Source organism: Micromonospora sp. NPDC023956 (assembly GCF_040639195.1).
Classification (GTDB): Bacteria; Actinomycetota; Actinomycetes; order Mycobacteriales; family Micromonosporaceae; genus Micromonospora.
In genome coordinates this window covers 169,132-182,945 of the sequence record NZ_JBEZZN010000006.1, presented here as the reverse complement: position 1 = coordinate 182,945, position 13,814 = coordinate 169,132, and the positions used below count along the sequence as shown (strand labels likewise).

The following is a 13,814-nucleotide window of genomic DNA, read 5'->3' as shown; positions in this document are numbered from 1 at the left end:
CCACCGCCGGGCACGCGCCGACGGCCGGGGTGCCACCGCGCGCATCCGGACGCGGACGTATCGTCACCACATGACGTACACGGTGGACGGTCCATGGTGGACCCTACTGCCGGCGTACCGGGTCAGTCAGGTGACCGGGGCGGACCCGCAGCTGATCGACCTCGCCCTGGACCCCCTGCCCGCCGACGCCCCGGCGGTCGTGCGGTTCCACCCGGTGACCGGGGTGCCCGCCGCCACGCAGGTGGCGACGCTGCTCGATGCCGCCGACCGGGCCGCCGTCGCGCTGTTCCCCCGGTGGCTGCCCGGAGCCGACCGGCTCGACGGTCCCGGCGCGCTCGGCAGCGGGGCGGTCCGCGCCCTGGCCGCCGGGGTGGCCGCCCGGTCCCGTGGGTTCGGCCCGTTCCTGACCGACCTGGCCGAACGTGCCCTCGGCGGCACGGCCGAGCGGCAACCCGACCTCGGCTCCCGCCTGCCGGCGGAGGTGCGAGCCGCCGGGCTCGTCCGGGTCCTCGCCGACGCCTACCACCGTCGGTCGGTCGTCCTGCTGGTCCGGCTGCCCGACCGGCTCGCCCCCGCCGACGAGCGGGCCCTCACCGCCGCCGCCGAGTGGTTCGTCCAGCACGGCCGGTGCGCGGTCTGGCTGACCGGGCCGGAGTTACGCACGGTGGACCGGGTCCGCGCGGTCCGGATCACCCTGCCCGGAACGCTGACCCGGCTCGCCGTCGCGCCCACCGACCCGCCGTCGGGCCCGACCGGCCGGTGGTCGGGCCGACCCGCCCCGACCGACACCGACCCACCGGCGGCGCCCACGCTGCGGGTGCCGCCGGTGGCCGGGCTGCCCCGCGCCGACAGCACCGCCGAACAAACCCTGGAGCGCGCTCTCGCCCGGCACGACTGGGCGCGCGGGCGCCGCTGGAACCACACCCTGACCTGGCACACCCTGGCCCGGCCGTACCGGCTCGACCTGTTCTGGCCGGCCGAGGGGCTGGTGGTGGAGGTGGACGGCCCGGAGCACCGGGAACGACTGCGCTACGCCGACGACCGGCACCGGGACGCCCAGCTGCAACTGCTCGGGCACGACGTGCTCCGGTTCACCAACGACCAGGTGCTCTCCGATGTCGACGCCGTCGCGGGCACCATCCGGGACCTGCTGGCCGGACGACGCCCGGCCGGTGTGCGAGACGAGGAGACGAGGCACCATGTCGACCGCTGACGCCCTGCCCCACCTGACGCCGAACCAGATCAACGCGCTGGTCGTGCTCATGGTCGAGGCGCGCGAGCTGACCAACACCGAGCTGCGGGAGCTGGCCGGCTTCACGCTCACCGGCGCGGACAACGCCAAGCTGGTGAAGCTCGGCCTGGTCAGCACCGACCGGTCCCAGCGGCCCTTCTCGCACGAGCTGACCGAGCACGGCTGGCACGTCGCCCGACGGCTGCACGCCGCCCGGCCGCCTCGGCAGAGCGGATCGGCCACCCGGTCGCTGCTCACCGTCCTGGCCAACGTCGACCGGGGACTGGACCGGTTGCGGATCAGCCAGGCCGACTTCTTCCGGCCGGGCGCGCCGGGCTCCGGTGCCGACTCCCCGGCGCACGACGACGGCCCCGCGAACCCGACGACCGGCGCAGCCGTGACGACCGGCGCAGCCCTGACGACCGGCGCCACCGTCCCGGCCGCCACCACCGCGACCGGGTCCCCTGCCGTCGACGCACAGGCCCTGGTCCGGGCGGCGTACCGCGAGCTGGCGGTCACCCCGGGGGCCTGGGTCGGGCTGGCCGACCTCCGCGAACTGCTCGACGAGCACGACCGGGCAATGGTGGACGCCGCGCTGCGCGCCCTGGTCCGTCAGGACGACGTCCGGATCATCCCGGTGGCCAACTCCAAGTCGCTGACCGCCCGGGACCGGGCGGCGGCCGTGCTCATCGGGGACGAGGCGAACCACGCGCTGTCGATCGGACCGGCATGATCGACGCGGCGCAGCGGGCCGCCCTGGAGGCGTTGAGCTTCCACCCGGCGGCCACCCCCGACGACGTCTGGCGGCCCTCCCCCTACGACGTACCGGAGCTGCACGAACGGGTGGTCCGGGAGATCCTGCACGGAGTGGGGCGGGCGCGCACCGCCGAGGTCGGTCAGCCCCTCGGCGTGGCGGTGCAGGGGCGCGCCGGGTCGGGCAAGACCCACCTGCTCGGTGCGGTACGTGACCAGATCCAGCGCCAGGGCGGCTACTTCTTCCTGGTCAGCATGATCAACGGAAGGACGTTCTGGGAGAGCGTGGCGCTCGCCCTGGTGGAGGGGCTGGGGCGCGACGCCTTTGGCTGGGGCACCCAGCTCACCACCCTGCTGCGCCGGCTCACCGCCCAACTCGGCATCCCCGTCGAGGTACGGGACGCGGTCGCCGGGCGGCGTCCGGTCACCCGCGCCGACCTGGACACCTTCGTCCGGGCCCTGCGCGACTACGACCGGGAGGTGGGCCGGAACGCGCAGGACACCGCCCGCGCGCTGGTGCTGCACGGCTCCCTCGACTACGAGGCCCAGGACGTCGGGTACGCCCACCTGATCTCCGAGCCCGGGGACCCGGCGGCCCGGACGTTCTGGGGACTCGGCGGGGCGGTCCGCTCGCCGCAGCAGATCGTGCAGGACATCTCCCGGCTGACCGCGCTGACCCTGGAGCCGACGGTCATCGCCGTCGACCAGCTCGACACGCTCTTCGCGCAGACCAGCACCTCGCTGTTCGCCCGGCACGAGGGGCTGGAGGACGCGTACGCCCGGACGGTCGGGCCGGTCGCCGACGGGCTGCTGACCCTGCGCGACGTCACCCGTCGTACCCTGACCGTGCTCTCCTGCCTTCCCGACACCTGGGACCTGCTCACCCGCAGCGCACCGACCCCGGTCGCCGACCGGTTCCGCACCGCGGTCCTGCCCGACCGGATCCCCAGCGCCGAGATCGGACGGGCGCTGGTCGAGAAGCGGTTCACCGCCGCCTACCGGGAGCTGCGCTTCACCCCGCCCCACCCGACCTGGCCGATCGCGCCGGAGGCGTTCACGGACGCGCCGGACCTCACCCCACGGGCCCTGCTGCGCCGGGTAGACCGGCACGTCACCGCCTGCCGGGACCGCGACGAGGTCAGCGAGCTGGACCGGCTGATCGACGTACCGGGGGCCGGCCCCGCCCCCCAGCCGGCCCCCGTGCCGGCCGCCCGTGCCGGACTGGACCGGCTCGACGAACGCTTCGCCGAGTTGGTACGGACGGCCCGCGTCGAGGACGCTCTGGACCCGGCCACCGAGGACACCCGGGTGCCGGAGCTGTTGGCCGCCGGCCTCGCCGCCTGGATCGGCGAGCAGGCGACGACCGGCACGACGTACCGGCACGACCCACCACCGGGGCGGAAGCCGGCGCTGCACGGCCGACTGGTCGAGGTGCTCGACGAGGCCACCGAGAACGAGGCGCACTGGTGCTTCCGGGCCGTCGGCAGCGGCAACGCGATCGCCGTGCTCAGCCGGATCCGGGCCGCCTGCACGCTGGCGGGACTGGACCGGGCAGTGCCGCAGCGACGGCTGGTGCTGCTGCGCAACGCCCCGTGGCCGAGCGGCCGGCGCACCGCCGAGGTACTCGACGCGTTCCATGCCGCCGGTGGCGTCACACACCCGGTCGGCGCGGCCGACCTGCGGATCCTGGCCGCGTTGCGGACCCTGGCCGCCGAGGGCGACCCGGCGTACCCGGACTGGTTGCTCGCCCGGCGACCGGCCAGCGGCACCGCGCTGTTCGGTGCGGTGCTCGGTGACCCGGGCGGCGGCCGGCCCGGCCACCCCGGCGGACCGTCCGCCGTCGACGCCCCGGAAGACGGAGGGCCACCACCCGCGACAGGCCTCCCCACGCCCGCCGCACCGGCGCACGCTCCGCTCCCCCCGCCGGAGACCCCGCACCCGTCGACCGGCACCGCCGGGTCGGCAGAATTGGCGGGGCCGGGGCCGGACCTGGGCGGACCGGCGACCGCGACCGACCCGGCACCGGACACCGCCCGACCGGCGGACCCGGACGGACCGGCGGACCCGGACGGACCGGCGGACCCGGACGGACCGGCGGACCCGGACGGACCGGCGGACCCGGACGGACCGGCGGCCCATGGGGATGGATCGGAGCCGGCCGGTGGGCGGGCGGACACCGACGTCCGGGCAGGGACCATCCGGCTCGGACACACCGTGGACGGGGCACGTCCGTTCGAGGTGGACCTCGTCTCGCTACGCCGGCACAGCGTCGTCTTCGCCGGCTCCGGATCGGGCAAGACCGTGCTGATCCGCCGTCTCGTCGAGGAGTGCGCCCGGCAGGGCGTCTCGGCGATCGTGCTGGACCCGAACAACGACCTGGCCCGGCTGGGCGACCCCTGGCCGCACCCGCCGACCGGCTGGCTCCCCGGGGACGGGGAACGGGCCCGGGACTACCTGGCGCAGACCGAGGTGGTGGTCTGGACTCCCCGGGTCACCGCCGGGCGACCACTGAGCTTCCAGCCGCTGCCCGACTTCACCCCGCTGCGCGACTCCCCCGACGAGTTCGACCAGGCGATCCGCTCGACGATCGAGGCACTCGCGCCCCGGGCGGGCGTGGCCGGCACGACGAAGCTCGCCCAGCAGGGCAAGGCGGTGCTGACCGAGGCGTTGCAGGCGTACGCACGCAGCGGCCTGGTCGGGCTGCCCGGCTTCACCGAGTTCCTCGCCGCCCTGCCCGACGGGGTGAGCCGGCTGGCCCGAGCCGACAAGCTCGCCCACGAGGCGGCCGAGACACTGAAGGCGGCCATGGTGACCGACCCGCTGTTCGGCGGTGCCGGCACCCCGGCCGACCCGGGCACGCTGCTCACCCCCTCGGCGGGGCGGCGGGCCCGGGTGTCGGTGATCAGTTTCGTCGGGCTCGTCTCGGACGCGCAGCGGCAGAACTTCGTCAACCAGCTCCAGATGGCGCTCTTCGCGTGGATCCGCCGGCATCCGGCCGGGGACCGTCCGCTGGGTGGGTTGTTCGTGATGGACGAGGCGCAGACCCTCGCCCCGTCGACCGGACACACACCGTGCACGGCCAGCTCGATCGCGCTCGCCTCGCAGGCCCGCAAGTACGGGCTGGGGCTGGTCTTCGCCACCCAGGCGCCGCGAGGGCTGCACAACCAGATCTCCGGCAACGCGACCACGCAGTTCTTCGGGCTGTTGAACTCTCCCGCCCAGATCGAGGCCGCCCGAGGGCTGGCCCAGGTCAAGGGTGGCCGGTTGCCGGACATCGGGCTGCTGGGCAGCGGCGAGTTCTATGTCGCCGGGGAGGGCTTCTCGTTCGTGAAGGTGCGGACGCCGATGTGCCTCACCCATCATCCGCCCGCCCCGCTCTCTCCGGAGGAGGTGGTCGCCCGCGCGCGATGACAGCTCGGCGCAGCAGCACGACACTCCGTCGCTGCGTCGTGGCACCGCGTCTTGACTTACCTATCTCGAGCCTATACACGTTGCAAGGCAACGTCACGCAGTGTCGCCAGACAGAATCAAGGAGTATCCGGATGCCGGAAGACATCGGGTCGACCGTGCCGCGTCGACAGCTCGGTCGACTGCTGCGCCAGTTCCGTACCGAGGCGGGCGTGACACTCGACGCCGCCGCCGAGGCTCTGGAATACAGCCGGCAGAAGATCTGGCGGATCGAGTCCGGCATGGGATCGGTCCGGGTTCTCGACGTCAGGGCGATGTGCGAGCTGTACGGAGTGTCGCCGGAGATGACCGAGACGATGCGCGAACTGGCCGTCGAGACCCGCTCGAAAGGCTGGTGGCACGCGTACGGCGACGTGGTGCCGAGCTGGTTCGAGCTGTACGTCGGCCTGGAGTCCGCCGCCGCCCACCTGCGCTGCCACGAGGAGTCGGTGATCCCCGACCTCTGGCAGACCCGCGAGTACGCACAGGAGGTCCACCGGCTCGACCGGCCACAGGCCAGCGAGGAGGAACGGGGCCGGGCGGTCGAGTTCCGCCTGCACCGGCAGGCGTTGCTGAGTCGGCGCACCCCCGCCGCACCCCGGGTGCACCAGATCCTCTCCGAGGCGGCGCTGCGGCGGGTCGTCGGCGGGCCGGCGCAGATGACGGCCCAGCTCCAGCGGCTCATCGACGTCACCGCCCTGCCCAACGTGTCGATCCGGGTCCTCCCGCTGGCCGCCGGGCCGCCACCGGGCGCGGCGGCCGGGTCCTTCGTGATCCTGGACTTCCCGGTGGTCAGGGGCGGCCGGACCGCCGCCGAACCGTCGGTGGTCTACAGCGAGTCGCTCACCGGCGCGTTCTACCTCGACAAGCCGGACGACCTGACCGCCTACGAGCAGACCTGGCAGGGCATCGACCGGCTGGCGCTGAACGAGGGCGAGTCCGTCGACCTGATGAAGAAGATCATCGGGGAACTACGGCACGACTGACGCGGGCCCCGACGGTGACGACGGGGCAGGGGCGCAGCACCGCTCGACGGTGAACCCGCCGGGCAGCGGCCGGGCGAGGGGCCGCAGCGAGCGGTGCGCCTCGGCCGCCACGATCGCGTCGGGAGCGGCCCGGTCCGGCTGGCACCGGCTGGTCGAGTACGCCCGGTGGGCAGCGCTTCCCGCACAGTCACATCGACCTTTACCAGAAGGATGACCATGGGCCTGTTTGCCAGAGTTGCCGTTGGCGCGGCTGCCGCCGTACTGGGCGCCACGATGGGCGCCGTCCCGGCAGCCGCCTCCGCGCTGACCGTCAGTGGTTCCTGCGAGAGCGCTGCCGGCTTCGGGGCGACCAGGGATTTCGCGTGTTCCGCGACCGCGTCCGGCGGCACCGGCGGCCGTCTCCACTCGTGGCGGTCGCTGACGCCGAACTCGGTGTTCCTGGTCGCCCAGGGGGCGGTGAGCGAGGGCTACTGCTGGGCGTACACCGAGAACGTGGTGCGGGTGACGGTGACCAGCGGGGCGGAGACCGCCAGCGCGGACGTCCGCTTCTCCTGCCCCTCCAGCCGGCGCTGAGTCCGTCGCCCACAGCCGGTACACAGCGCTCAGCTGCGGCGGTTGATGACGGCGAAGGCGACCGCTCCGACGAGGATCTCGGCCAGGAGCAGCACCCCGACCACCATCTGCGCCGCGGCGCCAAGGCCGATGGCGATGGCCGCCGCTCCGGTGAGCGGGAACGCGACCAGGCCCAGCACGGCCAGCGCTCGGGTGAGGATGGCGTCGTCCCGTTCGTCACCGGTCTGCGTCCACGCCCGCTCGAACACCGTCGCGCGTTCCGGACGCTTGCGCAGCCGCCACGCCATCACCAGCACGCCGAGCAGTCCGACCGCCGCCCCCTGGAGGAAGCCCACCCCCATGTTGCCGGGCGCGTGCTCCCGCAGCAGCAGGCCCACGGCGACCAGCAGTGCCAGGATCGCCAGGAAGACGCCGACGACGGTCGCCTTCCGCATGGCTGTGCTTCCCTCAGTCGACATGGAAGATCTCCTCAACGGTGCGGTGGAAGTGGCGCGCGATGGCGATGGCCAGCGGCAGGGAGGGGTCGTAGCGGGCGGTCTCGATCGAGTTGATCGTCTGCCGGGAGACGTCCAACGCCTGGGCCAGCTCACGTTGGGAGAGCCCGGCAGCCAGCCGTAACTCACGGAGGTCGTTCCTCATGAACACCCCTGGTGTCAAGTTACCTTGTCACGACAAGCTTGCTTGACACCGGGCAGTATGTCAAGGGTGCTTGTCTCCGCGGTGGCCAAAGGATCGCTGCGGGCCCGGAGCGGGGTCGGACAGATTCGTCAGGCCGCCCAGGCCCGGGACACGACGCGGGCGATCCTCGGCCAGACCGAGAACCGCCCCTGCCGAGGGGTCAGATCAGGGCGGCGACGGCCAGCAGACCGAGCGACAGCACTGTTCCGACGAGCCCGATGACCACCGCCGCCACGCCGACCGTCTGACGACCACCGGTCCTGAGCGCCAGGGCACCCAGGATGACGCCGGTGACCGCGAGAAGGCCACCCAGTCCGGCGCAGAACGCGGTCGGGAGGGAGGCCACGCTCAGCGAGAGCGCCACGGCCGCCATCGACTCGTCGTGGGAACGCCGGGGCGGTGCAACGACCGGCGGCGTCGGCAGCCACTGGAACTGACGGGGCAGGTCCCTCAGTTGTGGGGAGAGGTCCCCGACCGTCACCGCCCGGTGCGTCGCGACGGTTCGACGGTCGAACTCCGCAAGATCGAGGTAGCCTTCGGCCAGCGCTCGGGCCAGCAACTCGGCGACGGCGTTCCGTTGCCGGGTGCCCACCCGCTCGCCGAGGTGCACCACCGACACGCCACCCTGCCCGACAGCCGGCCAGTGCGGGGGACGTGGCGGACCGGGCGGCCGGTGGTGCCTCGGGCCGACGACTCTGGGGGGAGCGGCGAAACGGGGATCGACGTCCGGCATACCGCTCATGATGGTGCACCCGGGCCACCTCCCGACCCGTGCCGGAATCCCCGTCAGGGCCAGTCGACGCGCAGCGGCTGCCCGACGAAGTGCCCGTACGGCCCGAACGCCTCCTCGACCCGGGCGCGCTCCGCCGCGTCGAGGTCGACCAGCGGCGCCATCCGCACCACCGTCTGTTTCCGCCCGACCGTCCGCTTCCAGGTGGCCACCACCCGGCCGGAGCGGACCACCGTCGACTGGAACACCCCGTTGCCGCCGGGGATGATCGCTGACAGGTGCTCCCGGTCGACCATCAGCGACCGGTCCTTGAAGCCGAGCAGGTACTCGTCGAAACCGGGCAGGACCCACAGGTCGTCGACGGGTGGCGGAGGACCGGCGTCGCGCAGTTCGGGCGTCATGACCATCTCGACCCCGTCGACCCGGACGGTGGTCAGGGCGTCGCCGGCCGCCGCGATGCCGCGCCGGGCCTCGGCGGCGGTCAGCCCGGCCCAGCCGGCGAAGTCCTGCCGGGTGGTGGGGCCGTGGCTACGGAAGTAGCGCAGCGCGATGGTGGCCAGCGCCTCCTCGCGCTCCGGGCGGTGCGGATCGGGCACCCACTCGTCGAGCAGCACGAAGGTCTGTTCCTTGCCGACGTGCGGGGCGATGCAGAGCACGCCGCGCTGGCTGGCGTACCAGAGCAGGTGGTAGAGCGACTGCCCGGCGCAGTCGACGCCGGCCTCGACGAGCGCCCGGCGGCACTCGTCGCGGGTGAACCGGCCGCCCCCGGCCAGCGCCGCGCCGAGTACGTCGGTGGCCCGGTCGACGGTCTGCTCGGTCAGCCCGAGGAACTCCCGGCGGCGTGCCGCGCCGGCCAGCGCCCGCTCCCCCAGCACCGTGAGCATCCAGTGCGCGTCCCGGGACGGCACCAGGTGCACCGTCCCCCGCATCGGCCAGGTGCGCAGCGCCTCCCGCCGTTCCAGTGCCGCCTGCACGTCGGCGACGGTGGCGCCGGGCAGCCGCAGGCCGAGCGACCAGAGGCCGCTGGCCATGTCCTGCGCCTGCATCGCGCCGAACCACTCGACCACCCCGGCGACGTCCCCCGGCGGGGACACCTGCCCGGGGCGGAGGAGAAGGCTGGCCATCCGCCAGCCGAGCGCGTCCCGCGTGCCGAACTCCACCGTCGTGTCTCCCCGTGTCCGGACCCGCCCTGCCACCGCATGTCTACCGCAGGGGTCCGACACGTCCCCGGCCGCCGCCGTCGGTTCGACCGCCCCCCGACCCCGGCGGACCGCACGCGGCCTGCCCGGCACCGGCGACGCGATCCCCACGGCCATCGGGCCGGCGGATGACGCGTGCGGTCTACCGGGCGGGCCTGGGGAGATCCGGCCGGTCGACGGCCGGATGATCCGTGCCGCCTACCGGGCGGGCCTGGAGAGGCCGGGCCGGTCGGCGGCCAGGCAGGCCAGTGCCTGTGGGCGGTGGTCGAAGACGAGGAAGACCGACGCCAGTCGCATGGTGTGCAGCACGGTGAGCACGAACCGGGAAGGCGCCACCAGGCAGAACGACCGGCCCTGCTGCCGGGCCTCCCGGTGGGCACGGACCAGCAGGCCGAGGGCGGTGGAGTCGAGCATCCCGACCCGGTGAAGGTCGAGCACGACGTCCCGGTCCCCGGTGAGCGCGGCGGCGAGCGCCTCCCGCAGGACGTCGGCCACCAGCACGTCGATGTCACCGCTGGGGGTGAGCACGACCGCCTCGGGCAGCTCCTCGACGTCCACCCGCCAGGTTCGCGCCCCGGCCGACGGTGCCGTGGGCCCGTCGACGTCCGGAGGCGGCGCGACCAGGGAGGCCACCGTGCAGCCGGCGCAGCGGTGCGGTCCGACCGCGAAGGGCGAGCCCTCCCACCCGTACTCGTTGAGCACGGTCCAGACCACCTCGGGCTCCGGGAGGACGGCGGGCACCGCCTCGACGGAGTCGCCGCACCGGTCGCAGATCAGGTTGACCGTGCCGGAGCGCAGTCCGGGTACCACGGTCATGCCCTCTCCTGGCGGTGGCAGGTCCGGGCGCGGTGCTCAGGGCCCGGCACCGTGACGGCCCTCATCGGGCACGGACCGGGGCGCTCGCGCGGGCCCGGACCGGCGGGACCGCGACCTCCGTGACGTGGAAGACCTGGTCGACCCGGGCGACCTGGAGCAGTCGCCGGATCCGGGGCGACGGGGAACGCAGCGAGAGCGCGCCGCCGAGTCGCCACATCCGCCGGTGCGTGTCCAGCAGCAGGCCGATACCGGCCGCGTCGACGTGGCCGCAGGCCGACATGTCGATGACCAGCCGGGCCGGCCGCCGCGCGACGACGGCGTCGACCACCGGGCCCAGCTTCCGCACCCCGGACAGGTCGAGCGGCTCGGTGATGACGATCTCCACCTGATCCGCGCCGTGGTCGCCCTCCGCGCTCCGCCTGTTCCCGTCCACCGCGCCTCCCGATGCTCGTCGCAGGTCAGCCACGACCCAGCCTTCCGGGAAGGTGTGGCGGCCGTCTCCCGAACATGTGACGGATCGATGACAAACGTCGTCGGGGCCGGTCCGGGCCACCCGCCGGTTTGCGGTCGACCGGGTCGGGCGGGTCATGATGGCCGCATGACGGGAGTGCTGGTGATCGAGGACGACGACCGGATCCGGCTGTCCCTGGTGCTGGCGCTGGAGGACGAGGGATACGTCGCACGCGGGGCGGCCACCGCCGAGGAGGGGCTGCGCACGCAGCGCGCCGAACCCGCCGACACGGTCCTGGTGGACCTGATGCTGCCCGGCGTGGACGGCTTCGAGTGCATCCGGGAGATCCGCCGCTCCGACGACGTGCCCATCGTCGTGGTGAGCGCCCGGGACGACACCCACGACATCGTCGCCGCGTTGGAGGCCGGGGCGGACGACTACCTGGTCAAGCCGGTCGCCATCAAGGAACTGACCGCCCGGCTGCGGGCCCTGCGCCGACGGGCCCGCGCCGCCGCCGGGGTGACCACGACCGTCCCGACGCTCGTCTTCGGCGACCTGGAGATCCGGCCCGACGGTGGTGAGGTCCGACTCGACGGCGAGCCGGTGGCGGTCACCCGCACCGAGTTCCGGCTGCTCTGCGAGCTGGCCCAGCACCCCGGTCGGGTGCTGTCCCGGCAGCAGCTCCTCGAACGGGTGTGGGGCTACACGGTCGGCGACGAACGGCTGGTCGACGTGCACGTGGGCCGGCTGCGGCAGAAGATCGAGCGGGACACCGCCGCGCCCCGGCACCTGGTCACCGTCCGTGGCCTCGGCTACAAGCTGCAACGTTGACGTCCCTGCCACGCCTGCGCGCCGGAGCCTCGATGAGACGGGCCGGCCTGCGTACCCGGGTGGCCGCCGGTTTCGCCGCCGGCGCGCTGGCGCTGTCCACCTCGATCGCGCTGGCGTCGTACCAGTTCACCCGGAGTTCGCTGCTCGCCGAGCGGGAACGCACCGCGGTACGGGCCGCGTACTTCGACGCCGCGATCGTGCAGGCCGGACTGACCGGCGAGCGGCCGGACATCATCGAGGTGCTGCGGTCGCTGGACACCGGCGGCGACCGGCGGGCCGTGCTGCGCCGCGACGGCATCTGGTACGCCCGCAACGTCGACGCCGGGGTCACCACCGGCATCCCGGAGCGGTTGCAGCAGCTGGTCGCCGACGGCACCCCAGCGGTGCAGCGGATCCGCGCGGACGGGCAGCCGGCCGTGGTGGTCGGGGTGCCGCTCTCCCCCACCACCACCTACTACGAGGTGGACTCGTTGCGGGAGCTGGAGGAGACGCTGCGCACGGTGGCCCTGGTGCTCACCGCCGTCGCGGTCACCACCGCCGTGGCCGGCGCCGGGGTCGGCTGGCACATGACCCGGTACGTGCTGCGCCCGCTGCGCCGGGTCGGCGACGCGGCGGAGGAGATCACCGCCGGGGACCTGAGCGCCCGGCTGGACCCGGCGACCGAGCCGGACCTGGCCCGGCTCACCACGTCCTTCAACCACATGGTCGACCAGCTCTCCCGGCGGCTGGAACGGGACCGCCGGTTCGCCGCCGACGTCAGCCACGAACTCCGGTCGCCGTTGCAGACGCTCTCCGCCGCGGCGAGCGTCCTCCAGCGGCGACGGGACCACCTCGACGACCGGACGCGAACCGCGACCGACCTGATCACCGACGAGATCGCCCGGTTCCAGACCCTCGTCAACGACCTGCTCGAACTCGCCCGTAGCGACCAGCCGGCCGAACGGACCCCGGTGGCCGTCGGCGACCTCGCCCGACAGGTGTGCCGGGGCCGGGGACTGCCCGAGACGCTGGTGCGCGTCGTCGGACCGGGCACCTGGCTGGTCGACCGACGGCGGTTCGAACAGCTGCTGGGCAACCTGCTGGACAACGCGGTCCGCCACGGCGGCGGTCCCCGCGCCGTCCGGTTCACCATCGAGGAGGGGACGTACCGGGTGGAGGTCGACGACGAGGGGCCGGGTGTCGACCCGCAGGACCGGACGCTGATCTTCGACCGGTTCGTACGCGGGCGCGGGGCACACGCCCGGGGCGGCGGCGACGGCACCGGCCTGGGGTTGGCACTGGTGGCGCAGCATGCCGCCGCCCACGGCGGGCGGGCGTACGTGATGGACCGGCCGGGCGGCGGCGCCCGTTTCCGGGTCGATCTGCGGGAGCCCCGACGGTGAGCGGCGACCCGCGACGGCAACCCACGACGGGCACATCCGGTCGGTCCTGGCCGGGCCCCGACACCCCGGCCCGGTCGGAACAGCCGGGCTCGGACGGACCGGCCCGGTCGGAACAGCCGGGCCCCGACACCCCGGCCCGGTCGGGGCGGCCGGTGCGACGGGTGGCCCTGGTCGCGGTGGCCGGAGTGCTCGCCCTGGCCGGCTGCGGGGTCTCCGCCGAGCGGGTGCCCCGCGAGGTGACCCCACCGCAGGGACCGTTCCCGGCGGTCGGGTCCCCGGACCCGGCGGCCACCGAGAGCGGCACCGTGGTCCAGCGGCTCTGTTACGTCCGGGACGACCGGCTGGTGGTGGTCAACCGCCGGGTCCGCACCCTGCCGACCGCCCGGGAGCAGATCGAGCTGTTGCTGGACGGGCCGCTCGCCGCCGAGCAGGACGACCGGCTGACCAGTGCCCTGACCGGCGTGAACGTGGTCACCGACGTGCGGGTGGCCGACGGCGGGGCGACGGTGACCGTCGGCGAGCGGCTCGCCGGCACCGGCCGCAACGACGAGGTGCTCGCCTTCGGGCAGATCGTCTGCACCCTGACCGACCGCGCCGACGTGGACCGGGTCACCTTCGTGCAGGGCGGTCAGCGCCTCGGGGTGCCCCGTGCGGACGGCTCGCTCTCCACCGGCCCGCTCACCGCCACCGACTACGCGGCCATGGTCTCACCGCGCTGACCGGGGGCGGGATGGGTG

General features: G+C 74.2%; 14 protein-coding genes. 8 read left to right on the top strand and 6 right to left on the bottom strand.

Annotation, left to right across the window (positions count from 1 at the left end; all coding sequences use genetic code 11):
* Positions 1 to 70 precede the first annotated feature (70 nt).
* The 5 genes from AB0F58_RS14725 to AB0F58_RS14705 all read left to right on the top strand — a co-directional run bounded on the left by AB0F58_RS14725 (position 71) and on the right by AB0F58_RS14705 (position 6,990).
* Positions 71 to 1,213 (top strand): DUF559 domain-containing protein, encoded by a 1,143-nt coding sequence (locus tag AB0F58_RS14725; protein ID WP_357142605.1) that lies wholly within the window; start codon positions 71 to 73, stop codon positions 1,211 to 1,213.
* A complete protein-coding gene (locus tag AB0F58_RS14720) occupies positions 1,200 to 1,964 on the top strand; it encodes a hypothetical protein (RefSeq protein ID WP_357142604.1) in 765 nt (254 codons plus the stop codon). Before AB0F58_RS14725 ends, AB0F58_RS14720 begins: the two co-directional genes overlap by 14 nt.
* Positions 1,961 to 5,395 (top strand): DUF87 domain-containing protein, encoded by a 3,435-nt coding sequence (locus AB0F58_RS14715; RefSeq protein ID WP_357142603.1) that lies wholly within the window; start codon positions 1,961 to 1,963, stop codon positions 5,393 to 5,395. Before AB0F58_RS14720 ends, AB0F58_RS14715 begins: the two co-directional genes overlap by 4 nt.
* A gap of 131 nt (positions 5,396 to 5,526) precedes the next feature.
* Positions 5,527 to 6,417: a helix-turn-helix transcriptional regulator gene (locus tag AB0F58_RS14710; RefSeq protein WP_357142602.1), complete on the top strand. Its 891-nt coding sequence runs from the start codon at positions 5,527 to 5,529 to the stop codon at positions 6,415 to 6,417.
* A 216-nt stretch (positions 6,418 to 6,633) separates the two neighbouring features.
* Positions 6,634 to 6,990: a hypothetical protein gene (locus AB0F58_RS14705; RefSeq protein WP_357142601.1), complete on the top strand. Its 357-nt coding sequence runs from the start codon at positions 6,634 to 6,636 to the stop codon at positions 6,988 to 6,990.
* A 29-nt stretch (positions 6,991 to 7,019) separates the two neighbouring features.
* On the opposite strand, the gene AB0F58_RS14700 is transcribed toward AB0F58_RS14705, so the two are convergent.
* The 6 genes from AB0F58_RS14700 to AB0F58_RS14675 form a co-directional block, all read right to left on the bottom strand.
* Complete coding sequence (locus AB0F58_RS14700) at positions 7,020 to 7,424, bottom strand: hypothetical protein (protein WP_357142600.1); 405 nt, start codon at positions 7,422 to 7,424, stop codon at positions 7,020 to 7,022.
* 13 nt (positions 7,425 to 7,437) lie between these two features.
* Complete coding sequence (locus AB0F58_RS14695) at positions 7,438 to 7,629, bottom strand: helix-turn-helix transcriptional regulator (protein WP_357142599.1); 192 nt, start codon at positions 7,627 to 7,629, stop codon at positions 7,438 to 7,440.
* 199 nt (positions 7,630 to 7,828) lie between these two features.
* Positions 7,829 to 8,287 (bottom strand): DUF1707 domain-containing protein, encoded by a 459-nt coding sequence (locus AB0F58_RS14690; protein ID WP_357142598.1) that lies wholly within the window; start codon positions 8,285 to 8,287, stop codon positions 7,829 to 7,831.
* Positions 8,288 to 8,454: 167 nt separating this feature from the next.
* The gene (locus AB0F58_RS14685; RefSeq protein ID WP_357142733.1) at positions 8,455 to 9,522 is read right to left on the bottom strand and encodes a winged helix DNA-binding domain-containing protein; all 1,068 of its coding nucleotides are present in this window, start codon (positions 9,520 to 9,522) and stop codon (positions 8,455 to 8,457) included.
* A 273-nt stretch (positions 9,523 to 9,795) separates the two neighbouring features.
* A complete protein-coding gene (locus AB0F58_RS14680; RefSeq protein WP_357142597.1) occupies positions 9,796 to 10,413 on the bottom strand; it encodes an STAS domain-containing protein in 618 nt (205 codons plus the stop codon).
* A 61-nt stretch (positions 10,414 to 10,474) separates the two neighbouring features.
* Positions 10,475 to 10,846 (bottom strand): STAS domain-containing protein, encoded by a 372-nt coding sequence (locus AB0F58_RS14675; protein ID WP_357142596.1) that lies wholly within the window; start codon positions 10,844 to 10,846, stop codon positions 10,475 to 10,477.
* A 165-nt stretch (positions 10,847 to 11,011) separates the two neighbouring features.
* Here AB0F58_RS14675 and AB0F58_RS14670 point away from each other — a divergent pair, with 165 nt between their 5' ends.
* The 3 genes from AB0F58_RS14670 (at position 11,012) to AB0F58_RS14660 (ending at position 13,796) form a co-directional block, all read left to right on the top strand.
* Positions 11,012 to 11,695 (top strand): response regulator transcription factor, encoded by a 684-nt coding sequence (locus tag AB0F58_RS14670; protein WP_357142595.1) that lies wholly within the window; start codon positions 11,012 to 11,014, stop codon positions 11,693 to 11,695.
* A 32-nt stretch (positions 11,696 to 11,727) separates the two neighbouring features.
* Positions 11,728 to 13,077 (top strand): HAMP domain-containing sensor histidine kinase, encoded by a 1,350-nt coding sequence (locus AB0F58_RS14665; protein WP_357142594.1) that lies wholly within the window; start codon positions 11,728 to 11,730, stop codon positions 13,075 to 13,077.
* A gap of 161 nt (positions 13,078 to 13,238) precedes the next feature.
* Positions 13,239 to 13,796 (top strand): GerMN domain-containing protein, encoded by a 558-nt coding sequence (locus AB0F58_RS14660; protein ID WP_357142593.1) that lies wholly within the window; start codon positions 13,239 to 13,241, stop codon positions 13,794 to 13,796.
* Positions 13,797 to 13,814 lie beyond the last annotated feature (18 nt).